Source organism: Streptomyces kebangsaanensis (genome assembly GCF_001906585.1).
Lineage (GTDB): Bacteria > Actinomycetota > Actinomycetes > Streptomycetales > Streptomycetaceae > Streptomyces > Streptomyces kebangsaanensis.
This window is the reverse complement of record NZ_JUJA01000120.1, coordinates 17,440-39,940: the sequence shown is the minus strand read 5'-3', so window position 1 is coordinate 39,940 and position 22,501 is coordinate 17,440. Positions and strand designations below refer to the sequence as shown.

At 72.4% G+C, this 22,501-nt stretch carries 21 protein-coding genes and 2 pseudogenes; 11 read left to right on the top strand and 12 right to left on the bottom strand.

Annotated features, from left to right (window positions below; genetic code table 11):
* Together RH94_RS43750 and RH94_RS17930 are read left to right on the top strand one after the other, a co-directional pair.
* The coding region (locus tag RH94_RS43750) for a pyridoxamine 5'-phosphate oxidase family protein (RefSeq protein ID WP_234425855.1) at window positions 1–442 on the top strand (442 nt) is incomplete at its 5' end.
* The gene (locus tag RH94_RS17930) at window positions 442–1,074 is read left to right on the top strand and encodes an FMN-binding negative transcriptional regulator (RefSeq protein WP_073948581.1); all 633 of its coding nucleotides are present in this window, start codon (window positions 442–444) and stop codon (window positions 1,072–1,074) included. The genes RH94_RS43750 and RH94_RS17930, both read left to right, overlap by 1 nt.
* A gap of 41 nt (window positions 1,075–1,115) precedes the next feature.
* Here RH94_RS17930 and RH94_RS17925 read toward each other — a convergent pair whose 3' ends face one another.
* The 4 genes from RH94_RS17925 to RH94_RS17910 all read right to left on the bottom strand — a co-directional run bounded on the left by RH94_RS17925 (window position 1,116) and on the right by RH94_RS17910 (window position 4,554).
* Window positions 1,116–2,099 (bottom strand): DMT family transporter, encoded by a 984-nt coding sequence (locus RH94_RS17925; RefSeq protein ID WP_073948580.1) that lies wholly within the window; start codon window positions 2,097–2,099, stop codon window positions 1,116–1,118.
* Window position 2,100: 1 nt separating this feature from the next.
* Window positions 2,101–3,105, bottom strand: coding sequence for an EamA family transporter (locus tag RH94_RS17920; RefSeq protein WP_073948579.1), 1,005 nt, complete (start codon window positions 3,103–3,105; stop codon window positions 2,101–2,103).
* Between the two features lie 93 nt (window positions 3,106–3,198).
* The gene (locus RH94_RS17915; protein ID WP_073948578.1) at window positions 3,199–3,765 is read right to left on the bottom strand and encodes a Clp protease N-terminal domain-containing protein; all 567 of its coding nucleotides are present in this window, start codon (window positions 3,763–3,765) and stop codon (window positions 3,199–3,201) included.
* A 165-nt stretch (window positions 3,766–3,930) separates the two neighbouring features.
* On the bottom strand, window positions 3,931–4,554 hold the full coding sequence (locus RH94_RS17910; RefSeq protein WP_073948577.1) for a PadR family transcriptional regulator: 624 nt from the start codon (window positions 4,552–4,554) through the stop codon (window positions 3,931–3,933).
* Between the two features lie 160 nt (window positions 4,555–4,714).
* Between RH94_RS17910 and RH94_RS17905 the strand changes: the two genes are divergently transcribed.
* Window positions 4,715–5,527 (top strand): PhzF family phenazine biosynthesis protein, encoded by an 813-nt coding sequence (locus RH94_RS17905; protein ID WP_073948576.1) that lies wholly within the window; start codon window positions 4,715–4,717, stop codon window positions 5,525–5,527.
* Between the two features lie 79 nt (window positions 5,528–5,606).
* Here RH94_RS17905 and RH94_RS17900 read toward each other — a convergent pair whose 3' ends face one another.
* Entirely contained in the window at window positions 5,607–6,407 is an 801-nt protein-coding gene (locus tag RH94_RS17900; protein ID WP_073948575.1) for a CPBP family intramembrane glutamic endopeptidase, read from the bottom strand.
* 104 nt (window positions 6,408–6,511) lie between these two features.
* Window positions 6,512–8,029 carry a glutamate--cysteine ligase gene (locus RH94_RS17895; protein ID WP_073948574.1) on the bottom strand — a complete coding sequence of 506 codons (1,518 nt, stop codon included), beginning with the start codon at window positions 8,027–8,029 and terminating at the stop codon, window positions 6,512–6,514.
* A gap of 561 nt (window positions 8,030–8,590) precedes the next feature.
* On the opposite strand from RH94_RS17895, the gene RH94_RS17890 reads away from it, so the two are divergent.
* Together RH94_RS17890 and RH94_RS17885 are read left to right on the top strand one after the other, a co-directional pair.
* Entirely contained in the window at window positions 8,591–9,175 is a 585-nt protein-coding gene (locus tag RH94_RS17890; protein ID WP_073948573.1) for a hypothetical protein, read from the top strand.
* Between the two features lie 550 nt (window positions 9,176–9,725).
* Window positions 9,726–9,932 (top strand): DUF5999 family protein, encoded by a 207-nt coding sequence (locus tag RH94_RS17885; RefSeq protein ID WP_079189089.1) that lies wholly within the window; start codon window positions 9,726–9,728, stop codon window positions 9,930–9,932.
* A gap of 37 nt (window positions 9,933–9,969) precedes the next feature.
* On the opposite strand, the pseudogene RH94_RS17880 reads toward RH94_RS17885, so the two are convergent.
* From RH94_RS17880 to kdpF, 5 genes and pseudogenes are all read right to left on the bottom strand, one after another.
* Window positions 9,970–10,881: pseudogene (locus tag RH94_RS17880) on the bottom strand (beta-xylosidase family glycoside hydrolase); the annotation flags it as partial.
* 15 nt (window positions 10,882–10,896) lie between these two features.
* Window positions 10,897–11,529 carry a potassium-transporting ATPase subunit KdpC gene (kdpC, locus tag RH94_RS17875; RefSeq protein ID WP_073948571.1) on the bottom strand — a complete coding sequence of 211 codons (633 nt, stop codon included), beginning with the start codon at window positions 11,527–11,529 and terminating at the stop codon, window positions 10,897–10,899.
* A gap of 5 nt (window positions 11,530–11,534) precedes the next feature.
* The gene (kdpB, locus tag RH94_RS17870) at window positions 11,535–13,658 is read right to left on the bottom strand and encodes a potassium-transporting ATPase subunit KdpB (protein WP_107428748.1); all 2,124 of its coding nucleotides are present in this window, start codon (window positions 13,656–13,658) and stop codon (window positions 11,535–11,537) included.
* The gene (gene kdpA / locus RH94_RS17865) at window positions 13,658–15,334 is read right to left on the bottom strand and encodes a potassium-transporting ATPase subunit KdpA (RefSeq protein WP_073948570.1); all 1,677 of its coding nucleotides are present in this window, start codon (window positions 15,332–15,334) and stop codon (window positions 13,658–13,660) included. The genes kdpB and kdpA overlap by 1 nt, the downstream gene beginning before the upstream one ends.
* 8 nt (window positions 15,335–15,342) lie before the next feature.
* Window positions 15,343–15,432, bottom strand: a complete 90-nt coding sequence (gene kdpF / locus RH94_RS17860; protein WP_009326374.1) for a K(+)-transporting ATPase subunit F — start codon at window positions 15,430–15,432, stop codon at window positions 15,343–15,345.
* 360 nt (window positions 15,433–15,792) lie between these two features.
* Between kdpF and RH94_RS17855 the strand changes: the two genes are divergently transcribed.
* The 3 genes from RH94_RS17855 (at window position 15,793) to RH94_RS17845 (ending at window position 18,941) form a co-directional block, all read left to right on the top strand.
* Window positions 15,793–16,290 carry a hypothetical protein gene (locus tag RH94_RS17855; protein WP_073948569.1) on the top strand — a complete coding sequence of 166 codons (498 nt, stop codon included), beginning with the start codon at window positions 15,793–15,795 and terminating at the stop codon, window positions 16,288–16,290.
* A 241-nt stretch (window positions 16,291–16,531) separates the two neighbouring features.
* Window positions 16,532–18,481 carry an APC family permease gene (locus RH94_RS17850; RefSeq protein WP_073948568.1) on the top strand — a complete coding sequence of 650 codons (1,950 nt, stop codon included), beginning with the start codon at window positions 16,532–16,534 and terminating at the stop codon, window positions 18,479–18,481.
* A 64-nt stretch (window positions 18,482–18,545) separates the two neighbouring features.
* Window positions 18,546–18,941 (top strand): TOBE domain-containing protein, encoded by a 396-nt coding sequence (locus RH94_RS17845; protein ID WP_073948567.1) that lies wholly within the window; start codon window positions 18,546–18,548, stop codon window positions 18,939–18,941.
* Between the two features lie 31 nt (window positions 18,942–18,972).
* Here the strand turns inward: RH94_RS17845 and RH94_RS17840 are convergent.
* Window positions 18,973–19,412 (bottom strand): annotated as a pseudogene (locus RH94_RS17840) (hypothetical protein); the annotation flags it as partial.
* 196 nt (window positions 19,413–19,608) lie between these two features.
* On the opposite strand from RH94_RS17840, the gene modA reads away from it, so the two are divergent.
* From modA to RH94_RS17825, 3 genes are all read left to right on the top strand, one after another.
* A complete protein-coding gene (gene modA / locus RH94_RS17835) occupies window positions 19,609–20,433 on the top strand; it encodes a molybdate ABC transporter substrate-binding protein (RefSeq protein ID WP_073948566.1) in 825 nt (274 codons plus the stop codon).
* Window positions 20,430–21,275 carry an ABC transporter permease gene (locus RH94_RS17830; RefSeq protein ID WP_073948565.1) on the top strand — a complete coding sequence of 282 codons (846 nt, stop codon included), beginning with the start codon at window positions 20,430–20,432 and terminating at the stop codon, window positions 21,273–21,275. The genes modA and RH94_RS17830 overlap by 4 nt, the downstream gene beginning before the upstream one ends.
* A 63-nt stretch (window positions 21,276–21,338) precedes the next feature.
* Window positions 21,339–22,430, top strand: coding sequence for an ABC transporter ATP-binding protein (locus RH94_RS17825; protein ID WP_073948564.1), 1,092 nt, complete (start codon window positions 21,339–21,341; stop codon window positions 22,428–22,430).
* Window positions 22,431–22,501 lie beyond the last annotated feature (71 nt).

Genomic DNA, 22,501 nt, shown 5'->3' with positions numbered 1-22,501 from the left:
GCGCACGGCCGGACAGGCCGGTCCGGGGCTGCCGGTCTGCCTGACGGTCACCCATGTCGACGGCCTGGTCCTGGCCCGCTCCGCCTTCCACCACTCGATCAACTACCGCTCCGTCGTGGTGCACGGCGTCGCCCACCAGGTCACCGACCCCGAGGAGAAGCGGACGGCACTGGACGCGCTGGTCGACCACGTGGTGCCGGGCCGTGCGGCCGACTCCCGCCCCGCCAACGCCAAGGAGCTGGCGGCTACCGCCGTGCTCCGCCTCGACCTGGACGAGGTCTCCGCCAAGCTGCGCACCGGCGGCGTGAACGACGAGCCCGAGGACCTCTCCCTGCCCCACTGGGCCGGTGTGGTGCCGGTCCGCAGGCAGTACGGCACCCCGCTCGCCGAGGCCGACCTGCTCCCCGGCGTCGGGCTCCCCGGCTACCTCACGGCCCTGTGATGCTCGTCCATCCCTGGGACGCCCCGCGCGAGGACACCGAGTGGCAGCAGTGGCTGACCACCCATGACTTCGGCCAACTGGCCGTGACCGGCCCGCCCGGCGAACCGCCCCTCGTCCAGCCGCTGCACTTCGCCTACGAGACCGAGCGCGGCGAGGCCGTCACCCACCTCGCCCGCCCGAACCCGCTGTGGCCCGCCCTGGAGGCGAATTCGCAGGTGCTGCTGAGCGTGGTCGACGACTACGTCCACGTCCCCGGCCCCTGGCAGGCCGATCCGGACGGCCCTCCCGAGCACGGGGTCCCGACGAGCTTCTACGCCGCCGTCCAGCTCCGCTGCACCGCCCACGTGGTGGACGACCCGCGGGAGAAGGCCGAGTTGCTGAACCGTCAGCTGGGCCACTTCCAGCCGAAGGGCGGCTCGGCCCGGGCGGCGGCGGGCGAGGCGCCGTACGGCCGCCTGCTGTCCGGCATCCGCGGGCTGCGGCTGGAAGTGACCGGTGTGCGGGCCAAGTTCAAGTACGCGGGCAAGCGGTCCGCCGAGGTCCAGGACCGCATCGCGGTGGCCCTCGCGGAGCGGGGCGGTGCGCGCGACGCGGCGGCCCGGGAGCATCTGCTGCGCAGGCGCGGGACCTGAGCGGGCGGGCGGACCGGTCCGGCGGACGCGCCCGCCCGGCATCACGCGAGGGCGGGTCCCCCCACCGCCGCCCGTGCCCCGCGCGCCTCCGCCAGGGCGAGGCCGGCGACCGAGCCGAGCATCAGCGCGGTGCCGACGCAGGTGGCCGCCGTCAGCCGTTCGCCGAGCAGGGCGACGGCCAGCACCGCCGCGCTGACCGGCTCCAGCAGCATGATCACGGAGACGGTGGCCGACCGTACGACGGCGGCGCCCGCGAAGTAGAGGGCGTAGGCCAGGGCGGTCGGGACCGAGGCGATGTACGCCAGCAGCCACAGCAGCCGTACCGGGTCCTCGGTGTGCGGCACCAGCCCCTCCAGCAGCGCGAACGGCAGCAGGCACAGGCTGGTGACCGCGAACGCCCCGATGGTCGTGCCGGACTGGTCCGCCCCGCCGTCACGGCCCCACCAGCGGGTGAGCAGGGTCATCGCGGAGTAACCGGCCGCCGCCACCAGGGCGATCAGCACCCCCCAGGGCCGCGCGGCGGCACCGCCGTTGCCGAGCACCAGCACGCCCAGTCCGGCGAGCGCCCCGGCGACGGCGGTCAGGCCCGCCCGGCCGAGCCGTTCGCCCATCGTGAGCCGGGCGCCGAGCGCGATGAGGACGGGTCCGGCGCCGAGGGTGACGACGGTCGCCACGGCCAGCCCGGTGGCCTCCACGGCGGCGAAGTAGGCCGTCTGGAACACGGCGAGGCCGGCGCCGACGGCAGCGGCCCGCCGCAGCCTGAGGCCCAGGGCCTGCCGGTTCCCCGACCGCGCCCCCGTGTCGTCCGGCACGGGCACGGACGGCCGGACGCGGGGGCGCAGGAGGCGCACGGCGAGCAGCAGGACGACGCCGACCGCGCAGCGCCAGAAGGACAGGGCTACGGGCCCCGTGTCGCTGGTCCGGTAGACCAGGGAGGCGGCCGCGCCCGCCGTGCCCCAGGCCGCACCGGCGACGATCAGGTAGAGCAGGCCGCGCCCGACGGACAGGCCGACAGGACCCCGCACCTCAGGCCGCCGTTCCCCGGGCCGACAGCTCCCTCTCCGGACCGCCGCTCGCCACCGGCTCCGCCGAGCCCTTCGCGGGCGCCGACGACTGCGCGATGAACGCGCCCAGCAGCACGAGCGCCCCGCCGGCGACCTGCGGTGCCGAGAGGTGCTCGCCGAGCAGCACCCAGGCCAGCACGGTCGCGATGACCGCCTCCAGGCACGCCACCACCCCCGCCACCTGGGGCGAGAGCCGCCGCACGGAAAGCACTCCGGTGACGTACGCGACGACCGTGGCGACCAGCACGAGCCACAGCAGCAGGGCGGCGGCCGGCACCGACGCGCCGTTCATGTGCGCGCTGTGCGCGAGCACCGACCAGTCCATGCTCCAGGGGCGCGCCACGACGGTCAGGACGGCGGCGCCGATGAGCAGGCCGTGGGCGATGACGCCGAGCGGGTCCGGGGCCGCCTCTCCCGCGTCGCCGCCCTGGTCGGACAGCACGAAGTAGCCGACCTGGCAGCAGGCCGCGCCGAGCGCCAGCACCAGTCCGAGCACGTCGAAGCCCAGACCGGACCAGACCTCGACGACACAGGCGAGTCCGCCGACCGCGAGGACCACTCCGAGCGCCGCGGCCCGGGTGACCGGCCGCCGCTGCACGAACCGGACCCAGCCGAGGACCAACGCGGGCGCCAGGTACTCGATGAGCAGGGCGACCCCGACGGGTACGCGGGAGATCGCCGCGAAGTAGCAGGCCTGGACGCCCGCCACGGCCAGCAGGCCGAACCCGGCGAGCAGGGCGGGGCGGTCGCGCAGCAGCGCGCGGTGCCGCACGGCGAGCGGCAGCATGACGAGGGCGGCGCCGGAGGCGCGCAGCCACACCACGTGCAGCGGATCGAGGCCCGCCTCGATCAGTGGCTTGGCCGCGACGCCGGAACCGCCGAAGGCTACCGCGGACACGAGCGCGAGACCGAGCCCGACGCCCTTGCCGGGACGGCCCTGACTGATCTGAGACGTACGCACCGGCACATGATGGCAGGCGATGACATGAGCGTCACCCCCGGTGGCACCTGTCCCACGGGCTGGACGGGAACACCCGCGGCCCCACCCGCCCGTCCCGGCTCAGCAACCGCCTCCGCCGCCCCCGACGGCACAGCCCTCCGGACAGCCCTTGGCATCGTTGTCGAGCCGGGCGGCGAGGTCCCGCGCGTCGATTCCGGCGCGGGTGAGCACCTCGACGGCGCGTGCCCGCGGGGCCGTGACGAGCGCGGCGAGCAGGTCGACGCCGCGTGCCAGGTCCTCGCCGCGCCGGGCGGCGCGCTCGCAGGCGTCCTCCAGCGCGGCCGAGGCCACCGGCGAGAGGCCGCCGGCCTCCGTCACCACGGGCAGGGCGCCGGAGTCCTCCACGGTGCTCTGCCAGCGCAGGCCGTAGCCGATGCTGCGCTGCACGAGGTAGCCGAGCAGCCGGGCGATCCGCGGCGCGCCGTCGAAGGCCGCGCGCACCTCGGGGTCGGACTCCAGGAGTGTGTGCAGCAGATGGGCGGTGTCGATCTGCCGGTCCCCGTCCCGGACCGCCCTCCTGCGGGCACCGGCGACCACCGCCGCCAGCTCGGCGCTGAGCCGGGCGTCGTCGTCCGGGCGGGGGACATCCTGTCCGGAGGCGGGCTGCCGGGGAACACGGGATCGCACATCCCCCAGCCCATCAGTCCCTCCGGCTCCGGTCATCCCCGGCGGGAAGCATTTCCGCGTCCCACGGGAAGCGGACTCGGACGGAGGGAATCTCATCCGTAAGGAGGAGATCAGGACGCACCCGCACAGGCTTCCGGACCGGTCGGCCGGGACGGCGGACGATCGTCAGTCCTCGTCGGCGAGGATCAGGTACAGCTTCCTGCGGGTCTCGTCGACGAGGGCGAGCGCCTTCTCGCGCTGCTCCTTGCTGCCGGTCCTCCAGACCTGGCCGAAGGCCTCCATCAGGCCGAAGCCGGCCTGCCGGATCTCGTTCAGGGCCTCCCGGTCGACGCCGCGCGAGGCCTCCTCCCAGGGCGCGTCCGGCCCCTCGTCGGCCGCGGCGCGACCCGTCTCCGTGAGGGAGAACAGCTTCTTGCCGCCCTCGCTCTCACTGACGATCAGGTCCTCGTCCTCCAGCATCTGGAGGGTGGGGTAGACCGAGCCGGGGCTGGGCTTCCACGCTCCGCCGCTGCGCTCGGCGATCTCCTGGATCATCTCGTAGCCGTGCATGGGACGGTCCTTGAGCAGGGCCAGGATCGACGCCCGTACGTCACCGCGCCGCGCCCTGCCGCGCGGCCCGCCCCGCCCTCGTCCGCCCCAGGGACCCGGACCGAAACCCGGCCCGAAGCCGGGGCCGCCCGGCCCGAAGGGCCCGAACGCGGCCCGTCGCCCCTCGAAGCCGCCCCGGTCGCCCTGACCGCCCCGGCGGCCGCCCTGCCGGTGTCCACGCTCGAACCCATGCATACGCATCGCAACCACTCCATCCCATCGTCGATCTGTCGCGATACCTCAACGATATATCGGCAACACTCGTTCGACAATCCCTTTCGAACCGTGCTCCCGCTCCACCAGGCCGCCGGCCGCCCAGGGGCCTTGGTCCGCCGCGCGCCGGACCCCGTACCGTCGGGGCATGCGGATTCGAATCGTCGACGCCTTCACCGACCGTCCCTTCGCCGGCAACCCCGCGGGGGTCCTGCTCCTGGACGCCTTCCCCGAGGACGACTGGCTCCAGAAGGTGGCGCTGGAGGTCAACCACGCCGAGACGGCGTTCGCGCACCGGCTGCCCGAGGGCGGCGAGGCCGACTGGGCACTGCGCTGGTTCACACCCACCACCGAGGTCGCGATGTGCGGCCACGCCACGCTCGCCACCGCCCACGTCCTGCGCACGACGGGCGCCCACGAGGGACCGGTGCGCTTCGCCACCCGCAGCGGCGTACTCATCGCGACCCCCGCCGAGGACGGCGCGATCACCCTGGACTTCCCGACCGCCCCGCTCACCGCGGTGGACGTCCCCGACGGGATCGCCGGGGCCCTCGGCGCCGAGCCGCGCACCGCCTACGACACCGGCCCGAACGTCGGCGACCTGGTGCTGGAACTCGCCGACGAGAAGACGGTCCGCGCGCTCGCCCCCGACCACAAGGCCCTCGGCGCCCACTCCGCACGCGGCATCATCGCCACCGCCCGAGCCGAGGACCCGGCCCGCGGGTACGACTTCGTCTCCCGGTGCTTCTTCCCGAACGTCGGCATCGACGAGGATCCGGTCACCGGCAGCGCCCACACCGCCCTGGCCCCCTACTGGTCCGAGCGCCTGGGCCGCCCCGACCTCACCGGCCTGCAGGCCTCGCCGCGCTCCGGCCTCGTCCGCACCGGCCTGCGCGGCGACCGCACCCTGCTCACCGGCCACGCGGTCACCGTCATCGAGGGCGACCTGCTCGTCCGGTAGACGGCGAATCCAGCAGACGGAGAAGGGGCGTACGAAGGTCCCGTACGCCCCTTCCCGCCTTTCCGGCTCGCGTCTCCGCTCACGCCGTCGGCAGCCAGCCCACCTTCCCGGCGAGCAGCGCGTAGCCCACGAAGGCCCCGACGTCGAGCAGGAAGTGCGCCACGACCAGCGGGCCGACCCGGCCCCACCGCCGGTACAGCCAGACGAAGACCACGCCCATCACCAGGTTGCCGACGAAGCCGCCGATGCCCTGGTAGAGGTGGTACGAGCCGCGCAGTACGGAACTGGCCGCCAGCGCGGTCCCCGGCGTCCAGCCCAGCTGCCCGAGCCGGCGCAGCAGGTAGCCGACGACGATGACCTCTTCGAGGATCGCGTTCTGCAGCGCGGACAGGATCAGCACCGGATACTTCCACCACACGGCGGGCAGCGCCTCGGGCACCACGGTGAGGTTGAAACCGAAGCCGCGGGCGGCCAGGTAGAAGGCGATGCCGGTGCTGCCGATGACCGCGGCGATCACGGCCCCGCGCCCGAGGTCCGGCCAGGGGCGGGTGCGGTCGAAGCCGAGTGCGCGCAGGCTCCGTCCCTCGCGCAGCAGGAAGTGGGCGACGAGGGCGACGGGGACCAGGGCCGTGGCGATCCCGAACAGCTGCCAGGCGAGGTCGAGCCAGGGGCGCCCCGGGGCGGCGGAGGCGTTGAGCGTGGCAGCCTGGTCCTTGAGTCCGCCGGGTCGCGTGACCGAGCCGACGAAACTGATCAGGGCGGACACGCCGCTCGCGCCGAGCGAGAGCGCCAGAACGAGCAGGGTCTCGTCGCGGACGATCCGCCGCGACAGCCGCTCCACCGGAAAAGAATCGGCCCCCGGCCCCGCCTCCGCTTGCACACACGCCTCCCGCACACCGTCCTGGGACGTCACAGCTTGCCCGACGCGCCCCTCGCGGACGTCGGCGGCCCCCCTGCGACACGCCCCGGCACGGGCGGCGCGGCTCAGCCCAGCGGCACCGGCTCCGGCAGGCCGACCGGCCAGGTGTGCGCCGGTTCGCCGAGGTTCGTCAGCTCGTGGTAGCGCCGGGTGACGGCGGCCAGGGCGGCCTCCCTGCCCAGCCCCTGCTCCAGAGCCCGGTGGAAGGTGGCGGCCTGCCACTCCGCGCCGTTGGTCCTCAGCCGGCACCGCTCCTCGATCACTCCGAGGTACAGGTCCCGGTCGGCCCGCTCCACACCCCAGGCGCTCAAACCGGCCTCGGCCAGCGGCAGCAGTTCGTCGCGGACGAGCCGGACGGCATCGACCTCCACCGTGCCGGAGTGGCGCCCGCGCCGGGGCCAGGTGAACCGGGCGCCGATGCCGTACCGGCACGCGGCGTCGAAGTTGGCAGCCGCCGCCTCGAAGGGCAGCCGGGTCCACACCGGCCGGGGCTCCCCGGCGAGCGCGCGGACGAGGCCGTAGTAGAAGGCCGCGTTGGCGATCACGTCGGTGACGGTGGGCCCGGCGGGCAGGACGCGGTTCTCCACGCGCAGGTGCGGCATCCCGTCCGCGATGTCGTAGACCGGGCGGTTCCAGCGGTAGATGGTGCCGTTGTGCAGGACGAGCTCGGCGAGTTTCGGCACGCCGCCGGCGTCCAGCACGTCGAGGGGGTCCTCGCCGTCGCAGATCGGCAGCAGGGCCGGGAAGTAGCGCAGGTTCTCCTCGAAGAGGTCGTACGCCGAGGAGATCCACCGCTCGCCGAACCAGGTGCGCGGCCGTACGCCCTGGGCCTGGAGCTCGGGCGGACGGGTGTCGGTGGACTGCTGGAACAGCGGGGGCCGCGACTCCCGCCACAGCTCGCGTCCGAACAGGAAGGGCGAGTTGGCGCCCATGGCGATCTGCGGGGCGCAGGCCACCTGCGCGGCGTTCCACACGTCCGCGAAGCGGCCCGGGGTGACCTGCAGGTGCAACTGCACGGAGGTGCAGGCGGCCTCGGGCACGATGGACTTCGAGGTGCAGGTCAGGTGCTCCACACCGTCGATGTCGAGGGTGAAGTCCTCGCCGCGGGCCGCCACGATCTGGTCGTTCAGCAGCGTGTAGCGGTCGACGTCGGAGATGTTGGAGGAGACCAGGTCGTCCCTGCCGAGGGTGGGCAGAATTCCGATCATCGCTATGGAGGCGTCCACCTCTCCGGCTTTCCGGTCGGCATATGCCAGCGACGTCCTGAGCTCCTCGGCGAGCCGGTCGAATACCCGGCCGCCCAATCGATGGGGAGCGATGTTGACTTCCAGATTGAACATGGCGAGTTCTGTTTGGAAGTCGCGGCTGGCGATCCGCTCGAGAACTTGCGCATTCAGCATTCTCGGCATGCCGTCGGAGCCGACCAGATTCAATTCGATCTCCAGCCCCATGAGGTTCTTGGGCCGGTCGAACCGCTTCTCGTCCAGCAGCCGTTCCAGCCCCTTCAGACACCGTCGGAGCTTGTCGCGGTAGCGGTTGCGATCGGACAGGTCGAACTGGCCGGCCACGACCTTCTCCCCCATCGCAGCATCCCTCCTCGCAGGGCGGGCCGAAGATCGGCCGCCGGGGTCCCGGTCAGGTGGGATGATGCCCCGCCGAAGCGATCGATAACGCCCCGTCTGCGCGCCGCACCGGCTACTCTGGACTCATGTGACCAGAGGCACATTCACGCGGCATGAGGCACCCAACGGATTCGGGTACCCCGGGAAACTCGTGAAAAACGCCGACAGCATCGGGCCGACCGCCGTACGGGCACAACCCGAGGCCATCGCGGTACCGCCCACGCGAAGTCGGGACGATTCCCGCAAATCTCCGACTGAATAGGCTCTTGCGGTTCACACCGGAAACAGCTAGGCGAAACACCGCCTGAACATTTGTCGTATAAACTCTGCACCACGGCAGAAGGTTGATGTCCACAGCCCTGAACCCTGTCAGGAGCATGTGCGGCAGGCCGCGCGTCCCGTACCCCTCGTTCTTCATCAAGCCCCGGCTCGGCCTCCTCCTGCCCCGAGAGCTGACAGCGCCGTCCGCCCCCCTGCCCGGCCCTCGCGCCACCGTGCCTGTCGAATGAGAGGCGACCCACCATGCCGCTGCATTTCCCCCCGGCTCCCGCGCCCGCCCTGCGCTCCGTCCTCACGGCACTCGATTCACCCACCGCGGTCCGCGAGGCCCCGACCCCGGCCCTGCGCACCGCACAGCAGCCCGCCACCCCCGAACTTCCGCTGCCCGTGCACGTCATGGACCGGATCACCCCCGAAGGGGTCTCCGCGACCAGGCTGGCCGGGTGGCGCTTCCTGATCCGCTGCGGCGACCACGCGGTGGCCGCGGCCGAGACCATGCTGACCCCCGACGGCTGGACCTTCTCGCACTTCTTCGAGGGCCCTTACGTCACCTCCACCGAGCGCGCGCTGCGTCAGGCGGAGACGGTGACCCAGCCGTACCAGCCGCGCCTGCTGTCCATGCCCAGCCTGTACATGCTCACCCTGTGGCTGCACGGCGACATCTCCGACGACGGCGCCACCGGCCACCCCGCCCCCGCCGACCTGCTCGTACCGCTCGCGCCGGCCCCGCCCGGGATAGCCGCCCACCGGCCGCACCGGGCCGCCGACCTGCTGCCGGTCCTCACCCATCGGGTGAGGACGGCCCGGCTCATGAGCTCCCCCGCCTGACGTCCCGCCCTTCGGGCGCCCTCGTGCCGTTCCCACGGACTGAGCGGGAACGAGCCTGGTCAGCCGCACGCCCCGACCGGGGGCTGCTGATGCACACCCCTCGCGGCCCGGCCATGTGGGTGCGGCCAGAGGCGACGGGGAGGTCCTGCACCGTCCCTTTGGTGGAGCAGGGGCCCCGAACTCCCCGACGAGCAGTCGCCACCCCGCCGCCGGACTTCCCGGTGGCGGGGTGCGATGCCGTTCGCCCCGGACAAGCCGTTGGACAAGCCGTTCGCCCCGGAAAAGAGGGGGTGCCATCGGACTAGCCCCGTCCGGCCACCGCGAACCACCCGAAGTGACGGTGCCGTCGGGATGAACCGCTCGTCCGTGTGACGCGTCTCCAACCCGTGAGAAGCGGTGCCGCGAAATGCCTGCGGGATCACGCCCGCGGGGGAACACTGGTTTCCGACCGACTCGTCGAACGGGGGAGGCGGCCATGGCGGATGCCACCAGCCGCAGGACGCACACGTCAGCCGACACGGACCACACGACAGAGCGAAAGATCCCATCCATGTGCCAGCACCAGCCACCGTGCCCCTCAGCCGACTCCGCCGACCGGGAGTCCGCCCGTCTCGTGGCACACCACCCGGAGCAGGGCTGGAGCCTGCTGTGCAACGGCGTCCTGCTCTTCGAGGACACCGGTGAGCTCCTGCCGGACGGCCGGATCATCGCCCCGCACCGCCCGCTGGACACCGGCCGGGTGGTGACCGCCGCCTGAGCGCCCGGGCGGTTCCGGCGAACCGCCCGCGGATCACTTACGGCAGGCGGTAGTCGAACCAGTCGAACGCCGCGCTGCCCTCGGTGACGTACATCCCGATCACACGGCCGGTGAACCCCGCGGCGACCCGGGTGGACAGGTAGCGCCCGTCCAGTTCGGCCAGCCGTACGGTCCCCTCGGGGCCCTCGACGGAGAAGGCGATCGCGTCCGGGCCGGCCGTCCGCACGCCGGGTGCCGGCCGGCCCGGAGCCGTGGCCGTGGGCGGGGGTACGTCGTCCGTGCGGACGTCCACGACGAGGGTGAGCGGACCGGAGGGCACCGGGTGCTGGGCGATCCGCTGGCACAGCGGTCCGATCCGGGCGACCACGCTCACCCCTCCCCCGCCCACCTCCAGGTCGTAGTGGTGCGCCTCGTCCAGGCGGACGGAGAGCCCTGCCCTGCCCGAGCCGGCCTCGACCCGCGCCGCCACCCGGCAGTCGGGGTGCTGCTGCCGGCGTCCGACGAAGGTGTGGCCGGGCCGGTCGAGACTGTCGCCGGTCGCGGTCAGCGTCAGCCACCCGGGGCGCCGGGTCAGCGACCAGGAGCCGTCCGGCCTGCTGCGCGGGGAGATCCAGCACGGCGCCAGGGCGGGCACGTCGAAGTCGTCCCGCCCGGACGGCGGGGGCAGGGGGCGCCGGACCGCGGGCGCCGGGTGCCGCTCGCCCACCGGGCCGACCCGCGGCCACCCGTCCACCCACTCCACCGGGGCCAGGAAGGTCCCCCGGCCCAGTACGTGGAACCCCGGGAACCAGCCCCGGGGGCGGGTGCCGAGCAGCACCATCCACCAGGTGCCGTCGGCCGCACGGGCGTGGAGTCCCTTCGCCGGGGCTTCTCGAAACTTTCGCCGCGAAGGGCGAAACTTACGGAGTCGCACTGTAGGCGCGGCTCCGGGCGGGGACAAGGGAGCGCGGACGCCGGGTCGCCGTCAGTGGCCCGTGGTCAGTTCCCTGAGGGCGACGTTGAGTTGGAGGACGTTGACACACGGCTCGCCGATGAAGCCGAGGGTGCGGCCCTCGGTGTGCTCCCGCACCAGCCGCTCGACCCGGGCGACCGGCAGGTGGTTGCGCTCGGCGACCCGGTGGACCTGGAGACGCGCGTACGCCGGGGAGATGTCCGGGTCGAGGCCGGAACCGGAGGAGGTCACGGCGTCGGCCGGCACCTGGGAGGGCTTCACCTTGTGGTCGGGCGTGGAGTTGACCCTCACCACCTCGGCCCGGGCCCGCTCGACCGCCTTGACCAGCCTGGGATTGTCGGCGGCGAGGTTGGTGGCCCCGGACAGGATCAGCTTGTACTGGGTGTTCACGGTGTTGACGCCGAGTCCGGCCGCCGGCCGCGGCTGGAAGTAGTCGAGGCCGTAGCCCTGTTGACCGATCAGTGACGAGCCCACGACCCTGCCGTCCGCCCTGACTTCCGAGCCGCTCGCCTGGTGTCCGAAGAACGCCTGGGCCACACCCGTGACGGCGAGCGGATAGACCACACCGGTGAACAGGGTCAGCACGAGCAGCGCCCGCAGGCCCGCCACCAGCAGACGGCCGGTGTTCACGAGGGAGTTGTTCACGTGTGTCACCCGATCCCGGGAATCAGGGAGAGGAGCAGGTCGATGAGTTTGATGCCGATGAAGGGCGCGACGAGGCCGCCGAGTCCGTAGACCACGAGGTTGCGGCGGAGCATCCGGTCCGCGCTCGTCGGCCGGTAGCGCACGCCGCGCAGGGCGAGCGGCACCAGCGCGATGATGACCAGCGCGTTGAAGACGACCGCGGACAGGATCGCCGAACTCGGCGAGGACAGCCGCATGACGTTCAGACTGTCCAGGCCCGGGTGGACGGCGGCGAACATCGCCGGGATGATCGCGAAGTACTTGGCCACGTCGTTGGCGATGGAGAACGTGGTGAGCGCTCCGCGGGTGATCAGCAGCTGCTTGCCGATCTCGACGATCTCGATCAGCTTGGTCGGGTCGGAGTCGAGGTCGACCATGTTGCCGGCCTCCTTGGCGGCCGACGTACCGGTGTTCATCGCCACCCCGACGTCGGCCTGGGCCAGCGCGGGCGCGTCGTTGGTGCCGTCCCCGGTCATCGCGACCAGCTTGCCGCCGCTCTGCTCACGCCGGATCAGCGCCATCTTGTCCTCGGGCGTGGCCTCGGCGAGGAAGTCGTCGACGCCGGCCTCGTCGGCGATCGCCCGGGCGGTCAGCGGGTTGTCACCCGTGATCATGACGGTCCTGATGCCCATGCGGCGCAGCTCGTCGAAGCGCCCCCTCATGCCGGCCTTGACCACGTCCTTGAGGTGGATGACGCCCAGGACCCGGACGCCGCCCTGATCCTCGACGGCGACCAGCAGCGGGGTGCCGCCCGCCGCGGCGATCTCCTCGCCGAGCCGGTCCGCGTCCTCGGCGATCTGCCCACCGCGTTCCTTCACCCAGGCGATCACGGACCCCGCGGCGCCCTTGCGGATGCCGCGGCCGTCCACGTCCACACCGGACATCCGGGTCTGCGCGGTGAACGCGATCCACTCGGCGCCGGCGAGCTCGCCCTGATGCCGTTCGCGCAACCCGTACTTCTCCTTGGCCAGCACCACGACGGAGCGGCCCTCGGGCGTCTCGTCGGCCAGCGAGGAGAGCTGGGCGGCGTCCGCGAGCTCGGCGGCGGTGGTGCCGCGCACCGGGACGAACTCCGCGGCCCGGCGGTTGCCGAGGGTGATCGTGCCGGTCTTGTCCAGCAGCAGCGTCGACACGTCGCCGGCGGCCTCCACCGCCCGCCCGGACATCGCCAGGACGTTGCGCTGGACCAGCCGGTCCATGCCCGCGATGCCGATGGCGGACAGCAGCGCGCCGATCGTCGTGGGAATGAGGCAGACCAGCAGCGCGACCAGCACCACCATGGTCAGGTGTGTGCCCGCGTAGGCGGCGAACGGCGGCAGGGTGGCGCACGCGAGGAGGAAGACGATCGTCAGCGAGGCGAGCAGGATGTTCAGCGCGATCTCGTTGGGCGTCTTCTGCCGGGCGGCGCCCTCGACGAGGCCGATCATCCGGTCGATGAAGGTCTCGCCGGGCCTGGTGGTGATCTTGATGACGATACGGTCCGACAGGACCCTGGTACCGCCGGTCACCGCCGACCGGTCGCCCCCCGACTCGCGGATCACCGGCGCCGACTCCCCCGTGATGGCCGACTCGTCGACCGACGCGACGCCCTCGACGACGTCCCCGTCGCCGGGGATGACGTCCCCCGCCTCGCACACGACGAGGTCGCCGACGCGCAGCTCGGTGCCGGGGACCTCGGTCCCGTCGATCCGGCGTGCCACGGCGTCGGTCTTGGCCCGGCGCAGGGTGTCCGCCTGCGCCTTGCCGCGGCCCTCGGCGACCGCCTCGGCGAGATTGGCGAAGAAGACGGTCAGCCACAGCCAGAAGCTGATCGCCCAGCCGAACCAGTCACCCGGGCGGGTGAGGGAGAAGGCAGTGGTCAGCACGGCACCGGTCCACACCACGAACATCACGGGCGACTTGACCATCACTCGCGGATCGAGCTTGCGGGAGGCGTCGGGCAGCGACCTGACCAACTGCCGGGCGTCGAAGAAGCCCGCACCGACCCGGCCGGGGCCGGACGGGTGACCGGTGGGTACGTCGCTGTGCGGTGCCCGGGTCCTGGGGACTGTGGACATGGGGTTCTCGTGGTTCTGTGTGGAGGTGGTCATCACGCCAGCCCCTCGGCCAGCGGGCCCAGCGCGAGCGCCGGGAAGTACGTCAGCCCGACGACGATCAGGACGGCGCCCACCAGCAGACCGGTGAACAGCGGTTTCTCGGTGCGCAAGGTGCCCGCGGTGACCGGTACCGGCCGCTGCTCGCCCAGGGAGCCGGCCAGGGCGAGGACGAACACCACGGGCAGGAACCGGCCGAGCAGCATGACGAGCCCGGTCGTGATGTTGAACCAGTCGGTGTTCGCGTTCAGTCCGGCGAAGGCCGAGCCGTTGTTGTTCGCGGCGGACGTGTAGGCGTAGAGCACTTCGGAGAACCCGTGCGCGCCCGGGTTGAGCGCCGAGCGCGGCGGGGTCGGCAGGGCCATCGCGAAGGCGGTGAAGACCAGGACGAGCGCCGGGGTGATCAGGATGTAGAGGGCGGCCAGCTTGATCTCTCGGGAGCCGATCTTCTTGCCCAGGTACTCGGGTGTGCGTCCGACCATCAGACCGGCGATGAACACCGCGATGACCGCCATGACGAGAATGCCGTACAGGCCGGAGCCCACGCCTCCGGGCGCGATCTCGCCCAGCATCATGCCGAGCAGGGCGATCCCGCCGCCGAACCCGGTGAGCGACGAGTGGGCGGAGTCGACCGCACCGGTCGAGGTGAGCGTGGTCGACACCGCGAAGATCGAGGAGCCTCCGACGCCGAAGCGGACCTCCTTGCCCTCCATGGCGGCGCCGGCGATCCGCAGGGCGCCCTCCCGGTGGGCGAACTCGGTCCACATCATCAGGGCGACGAAACCCAGCCAGATGGCCGCCATGGCCGCGAGGATCGCGTAGCCCTGCCGGACCGAGCCGACCATGACGCCGAAGGTACGGGTCAGGGAGAACGGGATCACCAGGATCAGGAAGATCTCGAAGAGGTTGGTGAACGGCGTCGGGTTCTCGAAGGGGTGGGCGCTGTTGGCGTTGAAGTAGCCGCCGCCGTTGGTGCCCAGCTCCTTGATGGCCTCCTGGGAGGCGACCGCGCCGCCGTTCCACTGCTGCGAGCCCCCCACGCCGTGCCCATCGAAGAATTGGCCGACCTCGTGAATGCCGGAGAAGTTCTGGATCGCCCCGCAGGCCACCAGCACCACCGCGGCCACCGCGGCCAGCGGAAGGAGGATGCGTACGGTGCCGCGCACCAGGTCGGCCCAGAAGTTGCCGAGGACGCCGGTGCCCGACCGTGCGAAGCCGCGCACCAGGGCGACGGCCACGGCCAGGCCGACGGCCGCGGAGGCGAAGTTCTGTACGGCGAGACCGGCGGTCTGCACCACGTGCCCCATGGTCTGCTCGCCGTAGTACGACTGCCAGTTGGTGTTCGTCACGAAGGACGCGGCGGTGTTGAACGCCTGGGCGGGGCCGACGGACCGGAAGCCGAGCGAGAGCGGCAGGACGCCCTGGATGCGCTGGAGCAGGTACAGGAGGAGGACACCGACCACGGAGAAGGCGAGCACGCCGCGCGCGTACGCGGGCCAGCGCATCTGTGTGTCCGGATCGGCGCCGACGGCCTTGTAGATCCATCTCTCGACCCTCCAGTGGCGCCGCCCGGAGTAGACGCCGGCCATGTAGGTGCCCAGCGGTACGTGGGCGAGCGCCAGCGCGGCCATGAGAGCGAGCAGTTGGAGCACGCCGGCGAGTACGGGACCCATGACGCCGCTCAGAACCTCTCCGGGAAGATCAGGGCGAGGACGAGGTAGCCCAGCAGGGCGACGGCCACGACCAGGCCGACGACGTTCTCGGCGGTCACAGCTTCGTCACCCCCTTGACGACGAGGGACACGAGCGCGAACACCGCGAGCGTGACGACGACGAGGGCCAGGTCGGCCATCGTGGACTCCTGGGATGGGGTGATGAACGGACGACGACGCTTCGAGGAAACGACCTTCCCCGCCCGAATCCGACCACCGTTGACGGCTCCCTTACGGCGCTACCTCCACCCTTGACGAACCCCTTACGGCTCGCCACCCGGCGACGCCATCGGCGTGGCGTCAAGGAGGGGCGCGAGCGCGTCAGGGGCGTGTCAAGGGCCGGCGCCACGGCTCCCGAAGGGCCCTGGTGCCGGGCACATGGGACACGGCGCCGGTGCGGCCGGGCGGGAACCGGACCGTATGGTCCGCGACCGTCGCTGGGCGCGGGACCTGCGCACCTCGGTCCGCTGCTCGGTGGCGCTGCTCGGCCTGCTGCTTCTGGCCGACTGGGGCACGGGCGGCCTCACACGGTGGCGCGGGGCGCTCTGGCTCACGCTCTCGGTACTGCTCTTCGTGGCGCTGCGCCCGCCCCGTGTCCGCGTCGGCCAGGGCTGGGTCGCCTCACGGTCACTGCTGCACAGCCGCCTGGTCCGCACCGACCTGCTGGTGCCGGTGCGTTGGGTGGACGGCGTCCGCCGGCGGCTGGTCCTGCTCGACGCCCTCGGCGGGCGGGTGGAGCTCGACCTCGAGGTACTGGCGGACAATCCCGCGGTCTGGCACCGCCTCGACGAGGACGTACGGCACTCCGCGGCGGCGGGCCTCCTGCGGTGCGGCGCGGAGGGGCTGCGCCACCTGTCCGAGCGGGTCGACCGCGAGACCGCGCCGGCCGTGTTCCGGGTCTCCGGACTGGAACCGTGACGCTGGGTGTCCGTTCCCGGTCCCGGCACCCCGCACCCGCTTTCCGGTCCAGGGCGGCGGGAAACCCAAGAGCTCGCTGGTCCAGCCGAGACCTCGCCGGTGTCGCAGCCATTCTTAACAGAAGATTGACGGCTGCCCGCCCGGGCACCTGTGGGTCCTTGCGTCACTCTCCGCATACGCTGGTGACCTGTCCGCGTGATGGCCCGATCCACACGCCGAGCCGCCCCTCAGGAGCAGGGCCATGACCACCATCGAACGCCCTCCCAGTCGTCTGCGCACCTGGATGCTGGAGGGCCTGTCCGACATGGGCAAGGGGATGCAGCAGGCCCCGCACGCCCTGCCGGAGCACCCGCACAAGGGGCAGCGGTGGTACAGGGTGATGTGCCTGACCGGCGTGGACTACTTCTCGACCCTCGGTTACCAGCCGGGCATCGCCGCCCTCGCGGCCGGTCTGCTGTCTCCGATCGCGACCCTCGTCCTGGTCCTCATCACCCTCGTGGGCGCCCTTCCGGTGTACCGCAGGGTGGCCGAGGAGAGCCCGCACGGCGCGGGATCGATCGCGATGCTGGAGCGGCTGCTCTCGTTCTGGCAGGGCAAGTTGTTCGTGCTCACCCTGCTCGGCTTCGCCGCCACCGACTTCCTGATCACCATGACCCTGTCGGCCGCCGACGCCTCCACCCACCTGGTGCAGAACCCGCACCTGACGAACGCGCTGCACGGCCACCAGATGCTGATCACACTCCTGCTCGTGGCCCTGCTCGGCGCGGTGTTCCTCAAGGGCTTCGTGGAGGCGATCGGCGTGGCGTTCGTGCTGGTCGGCGTCTACCTGGCGCTGAACGCCGTCGTGGTGGTCGTCGGCGTGTGGCACGTCCTCACCGCCGGTCATGTGATCACCGACTGGACCAGTGCCCTGACCGCCCAGCACGGCAACGTCTTCCTCATGGTCGGCGTGGCCCTGCTGGTCTTCCCCAAGCTCGCGCTGGGCCTGTCCGGCTTCGAGACCGGCGTCGCCGTCATGCCGCACGTCCAGGGCGACCCGGACGACACCGAGGAGCGGCCGACCGGCCGCATCCGGGACACCAGGAAACTGCTCACCACGGCCGCGCTCATCATGAGCGTCTTCCTGATCACCAGCAGCTTCATCACCACGCTGCTGATCCCGGCGAAGGAGTTCAAGGCGGGCGGCCAGGCCAACGGCCGTGCGCTGGCCTACCTGGCGCACGAGTACCTCGGCAACAGCTTCGGCACGGTCTACGACATCTCCACGATCCTGATCCTGTGGTTCGCGGGCGCCTCCGCGATGGCCGGGCTGCTCAACCTGATGCCGCGGTACCTGCCCCGCTACGGCATGGCCCCGCACTGGGCGCGGGCGGTCCGCCCGATGGTCATCGTCTTCACCCTGATCGGTTTCCTGGTCACCTGGATCTTCGACGCCAACGTCGACAGGCAGGGCGGCGCGTACGCCACGGGCGTGCTCGTCCTGATCAGCTCCGCGGCGATCGCGGTGACCATCGCCGCCCGCAAGGCCGGCCAACGCAACTGGACCATCGCGTTCGGCGTGATCTCGGCCGTCTTCCTCTACACGACCGTCGTCAACGTCATCGAGCGCCCCGACGGTGTGAAGATCGGCGCCTGCTTCATCGCCGGGATCATCCTGGTCTCGCTGCTGTCGCGGCTGGCCCGTTCCTTCGAGCTGAGGGTGACGAGCGTCACGCTGGACGACATGGCGGAACGATTCGTCAGGGACATCGCCAGCCGCAAGATCCGGTTCATCGCTCACGAACCCCACCGGCGGGACAAGGCCGACTACCGCAACAGGCTCGAACAGATCCACAGCGAGAACGACATCCCGGCCACGGAGGACTTCGTCTTCGTCGAGGTGACGGTCACCGACCCCTCGGAGTTCGAGGCCGGCCTGACGGTGCGCGGCGAGGTCGTGCACGACCGCTACCGGGTGCTGGCCCTGGAGTCCGCCTCCGTCCCCAACGCCCTGGCCGCCCTCCTCCTCCACGTCCGGGAGAGGACGGGCCGCATCCCGCACATCTACTTCCAGTGGACGGAGGGCAACCCCCTCGCCAACTTCCTGCGCTTCTTCCTCTTCGGCCAGGGCGAGGTGGCCCCGGTCACCCGCGAGGTGCTGCGCGAGGCGGAGCCGGACCGTGCCAGGCGCCCGCGCGTGCACACCGGGTGAGCCACGCCCGCCGACGGCCGGCCCCGGGTCACCGTGTGCCGCTCCCGGCCCTATCGTGGCCGGCATGCAGTCCTACACGATCGGGCAGGCGGCCCGACTGCTCGGCGTCAGCCCGGACACCGCGCGCCGCTGGGCGGACGCCGGCCGGGTGGCCACCCACCGTGACGACAGCGGGCGGCGGCTCATCGACGGGCGGGACCTCGCCGCCTTCTCCGTCGAACTCGCCAGGACCGGGGGTGGGGAGGAGGCCCCTTCGTACACCTCGGTCCGCAACGCCTTCCCGGGCATCGTGACCGCCGTCAAGCTCGGCGACGTCGCGGCCCAGGTCGAGATCCAGGCCGGCCCGCACCGCCTGGTCTCGCTGCTGACCCGGGAGGCCGTGGAGGAACTGGGTTTGGAGGTGGGCATGGAGGCCACGGCCCGCGTGAAGTCGACGAACGTGCACATCGACCGGACGTAGCCGAACGGCCTCGCACCCGGGCGCGCGAGGGGTATCCACCGTCCACGCGTATCGCCCGGACGCCCCTGACGTACCGCGCTCCGCAGCGGTCCTGCGGCAGGTCCGGCCGGGGGCCGGTGCCGTCGAGCCGGGTGCCGTCGACGGTCACCGCGAGCAGGACCGGAGCGTCGGCGAAGTCGGGATCGATCCCGGCCCACGACAGCAGCGCGTGGTGCCCGTCGGCAGCCGTGACCGCGACAGGAAGCGCAACCGGCCCTTGCGCCGTGCCGGATCGAAACCGGGCCCTGCCGCGGACAGCACGTCGTACCAGCGCGGGCCGGTGAACCGGTGGTGCCGCACTCCGCCGGTGGCACACGCGAAGGCGACCCCCGCCCGGTGCTGCGGCCGGACGAGCGGGTCCCGCACCGTCAGCCGGGCCGGGCGGGCGAGGTCGCCGGTCAGGTCGAACTCCGCGAGCGTCACGGCCACCACCTCCTGAGTGTCCGTACCCGAGCGGCCGTCTCATACAAACGCACATACCAGCTGTATTTCGATGTCTGCCAGCTCATGCGATGCAGCAAGGGCCTTACACCTGGCAATTGCGGCAGTATGATCGCGGCACGGCCGCCGGCCGGTCGTGGCGGGGCGCGACAGCTCTTCCGCGCAGAGCCAGAGGAGGAGAACCGTGATGACCCGTTCCGCTCGACGGACCAGGACGCTGCGGACGGCCGCCGCGGGGGCCGTGGCGTTGCTGGCTCTCGGCGCCTGCTCCTCCTCGTCCTCCGACGGCTCGTCCTCGTCCGGGCCCGACTCGTCGGCGTCCTCCTCGCCGAGGCCGTCCGGCACGGTGACCGTCTTCGCCGCCGCCTCGCTGAAGGAGAGCTTCACCACGCTCGGCAAGGAGTTCGAGCGGCAGCATCCGGGCACCGAGGTCGCCTTCAACTTCGGCGGCAGCGACACCCTCGCCGCGAGCATCACCGCCGGCGCCCCCGCCGACGTGTTCGCTGCCGCCAGCGCCAGGACCATGGCGACCGTGACCGACGGGAAGGACGCGGCCGGCACGCCGGTCGCCTTCGCCCGCAACCAGCTGGAGATCGCCACCCTGCCGGGCAACCCGGACAGGATCTCCTCCCTGAAGGACCTCACCAAGCCCGGCCTGAAGGTCGTTCTGTGCGACAAGGCGGTGCCCTGCGGGGCCGCCGCCCAGAAGGCACTGGGCGCGAGCCACCTCGAGCTGACGCCCGTCTCCTACGAACAGGACGTCAGGAGCGCCCTGACCAAGGTCGAGCTGAAGGAGGCCGACGCGGCCGTCGTCTACAAGACCGACGTGAAGGCCGCCGGCGGCCGGGTCCAGGGCGTGGAGTTCCCCGAGTCGGCCGAGGCCCTCAACGACTACTCGATCACCCTGCTCAAGAACGCGCCCAACGCCGCCGCGGCCAAAGCGTTCGTCGAACTGGTGACGTCCGCCGAGGGTCAGCAGGTCCTGACCCGGGCAGGGTTCCTGAAGCCATGACCGAGGTCGACAGGGCCCGCACCGTGGTCCCGGAGAGCGGGGCGCGGCGCGCGCGTGCCCTCGGCGGCGTACCGCTGCCCCTCCTGCTGCCCGCCCTGGTGGGCCTCGCCTTCCTGCTGCTGCCGCTGCTCGCCCTGCTCATCCGGGCCCCCTGGCGCAGCCTGCCACAGCAGCTGACCAGCGCCGAGGTGTGGCAGGCGCTCCAGTTGTCCCTGGTCAGCGCCACCGCCGCCACCGCCGTGAGCCTGGTCCTCGGCGTCCCACTGGCCTGGCTGCTGGCCCGTACGGACTTCCCCGGGCGCGGGCTGGTCCGGGCCCTGGTGACACTGCCGCTCGTGCTGCCCCCGGTGGTGGGCGGTGTGGCCCTGCTGCTGGCGCTGGGCCGGGGCGGCGTCGTCGGGCAGTGGCTGGACGCCTGGTTCGGGATCACGCTGCCGTTCACCACCGCCGGGGTGGTGGTCGCGGAGGCGTTCGTGGCCATGCCGTTCCTCGTCATCAGCGTCGAGGGCACGCTGCGTGCCGCGGACCCGCGCTACGAGGAGGCGGCCACCACGCTGGGCGCCTCCCGCTTCACCGCGTTCCGCCGGGTCACCCTGCCGCTGATCGCGCCCGGCATCGCCGCGGGCGCCGTGCTCGCCTGGGCGCGGGCGCTCGGCGAGTTCGGCGCGACGATCACGTTCGCGGGCAACTTCCCCGGCCGTACGCAGACCATGCCGCTGGCGGTCTATCTGGCCCTGCAGAACGACCCGGCCGCCGCGATCGCCCTGAGCCTGGTGCTGCTGACGGTGTCGATCGCGGTACTGGCGGGGCTGCGGGACCGTTGGATGACGGCCTCCACCTGACCACGGCCCTGCTTCCGACCACGACCCGACCATGATCCGCCCCACACCCAGGACGATCGCCTCATGACCGACATCGACGAGACCCCGGCCGGCCTCCGTGACCGGGGTCTGCCCGGAGAGGGCCTGGACGCCCGCCTCGTCGTCGACCGCGGCATCTTCCGCCTCGACGTGGCCCTGACCGCCGCGCCCGGGGACGTCGTCGCGCTGCTCGGGCCGAACGGCGCCGGCAAGACCACGGCCCTGCGCGCGCTGGCCGGCCTGGTCCCGCTCACCGGCGGCCATCTGTGCCTGGACGGCGCCGCCCTGGACCGTACGCCGCCCGAGGCGCGCCCGGTCGGGGTCGTCTTCCAGGACTACCTGCTCTTCCCGCACCTGTCCGCCCTGGACAACGTCGCCTTCGGCCCGCGCTGCCGGGGCGCGACCAAGGCCGAGGCCCGCGCGCAGGCCGCCGGGTGGCTGGCCCGCATGGGTCTGACCGGTCACGCCGGTGCCAAGCCCCGCCGCCTCTCCGGCGGCCAGGCCCAGCGCGTGGCCCTCGCCCGCGCCCTGGCCACCCGGCCCCGGCTGCTGCTCCTGGACGAGCCGCTCGCCGCGCTCGACGCCCGCACCCGCCTGGAGGTCCGCGCGCAGCTCCGGCGGCACCTCGCCGAGTTCGAGGCCGTCGCCGTCCTGGTCACCCACGACCCGCTGGACGCGATGGTGCTGGCCGACCGGCTGGTCGTCGTCGAGCACGGCCGGGTCGTCCAGGAGGGCACCCCGTCAGACATCGCCCGCCGTCCGCGCACGGACTACGTCGCGCAACTGGTCGGCCTGAACCTCTACCGCGGCCAGGCCGACGGGCACACCGTCCGGCTGGAGGCCGGGCCCGCCCTCACCATCACCGAGGACCTGTCCGGTCCGGTGTTCGTGGCCTTCCCGCCGGGCGCCGTCACCCTCCACCGGGACCGCCCCACCGGCTCCAGCGCGCGCAACCTGTGGCGCTGCGAGGTCGCCGGCCTGGAGACGCACGGCGACCAGATCCGCGCGGACCTCACCGGCACGCTTCCCCTCACCGCCGACCTGACCACGGTCGCCGCCGCCGAACTCGGTCTGCACCCGGGTGCGGTGGTCTGGGCGGCCGTCAAGGCGGCGCAGACACACGCCTACCCGGCCTGACCCGCCCCGCACAGGACGAGGGGCCCCGCCCCGGCCTCGGAACGGCCGGGGCGGGGCCCCTCGCGCGCTAC

Excerpts from the sequence above, each read along its gene's own strand:
- RH94_RS17890 (WP_073948573.1), top strand. The coding sequence starts at position 8,591 with ATGCCGCTGCATTTCCCCCCGGCTCCCGCGCCCGCCCTGCGCTCCGTC.
- RH94_RS17850 (WP_073948568.1), top strand. The coding sequence starts at position 16,532 with ATGACCACCATCGAACGCCCTCCCAGTCGTCTGCGCACCTGGATGCTG.
- RH94_RS17845 (WP_073948567.1), top strand. The coding sequence starts at position 18,546 with ATGCAGTCCTACACGATCGGGCAGGCGGCCCGACTGCTCGGCGTCAGC.
- RH94_RS17830 (WP_073948565.1), top strand. The coding sequence starts at position 20,430 with ATGACCGAGGTCGACAGGGCCCGCACCGTGGTCCCGGAGAGCGGGGCG.
- RH94_RS17825 (WP_073948564.1), top strand. The coding sequence starts at position 21,339 with ATGACCGACATCGACGAGACCCCGGCCGGCCTCCGTGACCGGGGTCTG.
- modA (WP_073948566.1), top strand. The coding sequence starts at position 19,609 with ATGACCCGTTCCGCTCGACGGACCAGGACGCTGCGGACGGCCGCCGCG.
- RH94_RS17930 (WP_073948581.1), top strand. The coding sequence starts at position 442 with ATGCTCGTCCATCCCTGGGACGCCCCGCGCGAGGACACCGAGTGGCAG.
- RH94_RS17855 (WP_073948569.1), top strand. The coding sequence starts at position 15,793 with ATGGTCCGCGACCGTCGCTGGGCGCGGGACCTGCGCACCTCGGTCCGC.
- kdpA (WP_073948570.1), bottom strand. The coding sequence starts at position 15,334 with ATGGGTCCCGTACTCGCCGGCGTGCTCCAACTGCTCGCTCTCATGGCC.
- RH94_RS17905 (WP_073948576.1), top strand. The coding sequence starts at position 4,715 with ATGCGGATTCGAATCGTCGACGCCTTCACCGACCGTCCCTTCGCCGGC.
- RH94_RS17885 (WP_079189089.1), top strand. The coding sequence starts at position 9,726 with ATGTGCCAGCACCAGCCACCGTGCCCCTCAGCCGACTCCGCCGACCGG.
- kdpB (WP_107428748.1), bottom strand. The coding sequence starts at position 13,658 with ATGACCACCTCCACACAGAACCACGAGAACCCCATGTCCACAGTCCCC.
- RH94_RS17895 (WP_073948574.1), bottom strand. The coding sequence starts at position 8,029 with ATGGGGGAGAAGGTCGTGGCCGGCCAGTTCGACCTGTCCGATCGCAAC.
- RH94_RS17910 (WP_073948577.1), bottom strand. The coding sequence starts at position 4,554 with ATGCGTATGCATGGGTTCGAGCGTGGACACCGGCAGGGCGGCCGCCGG.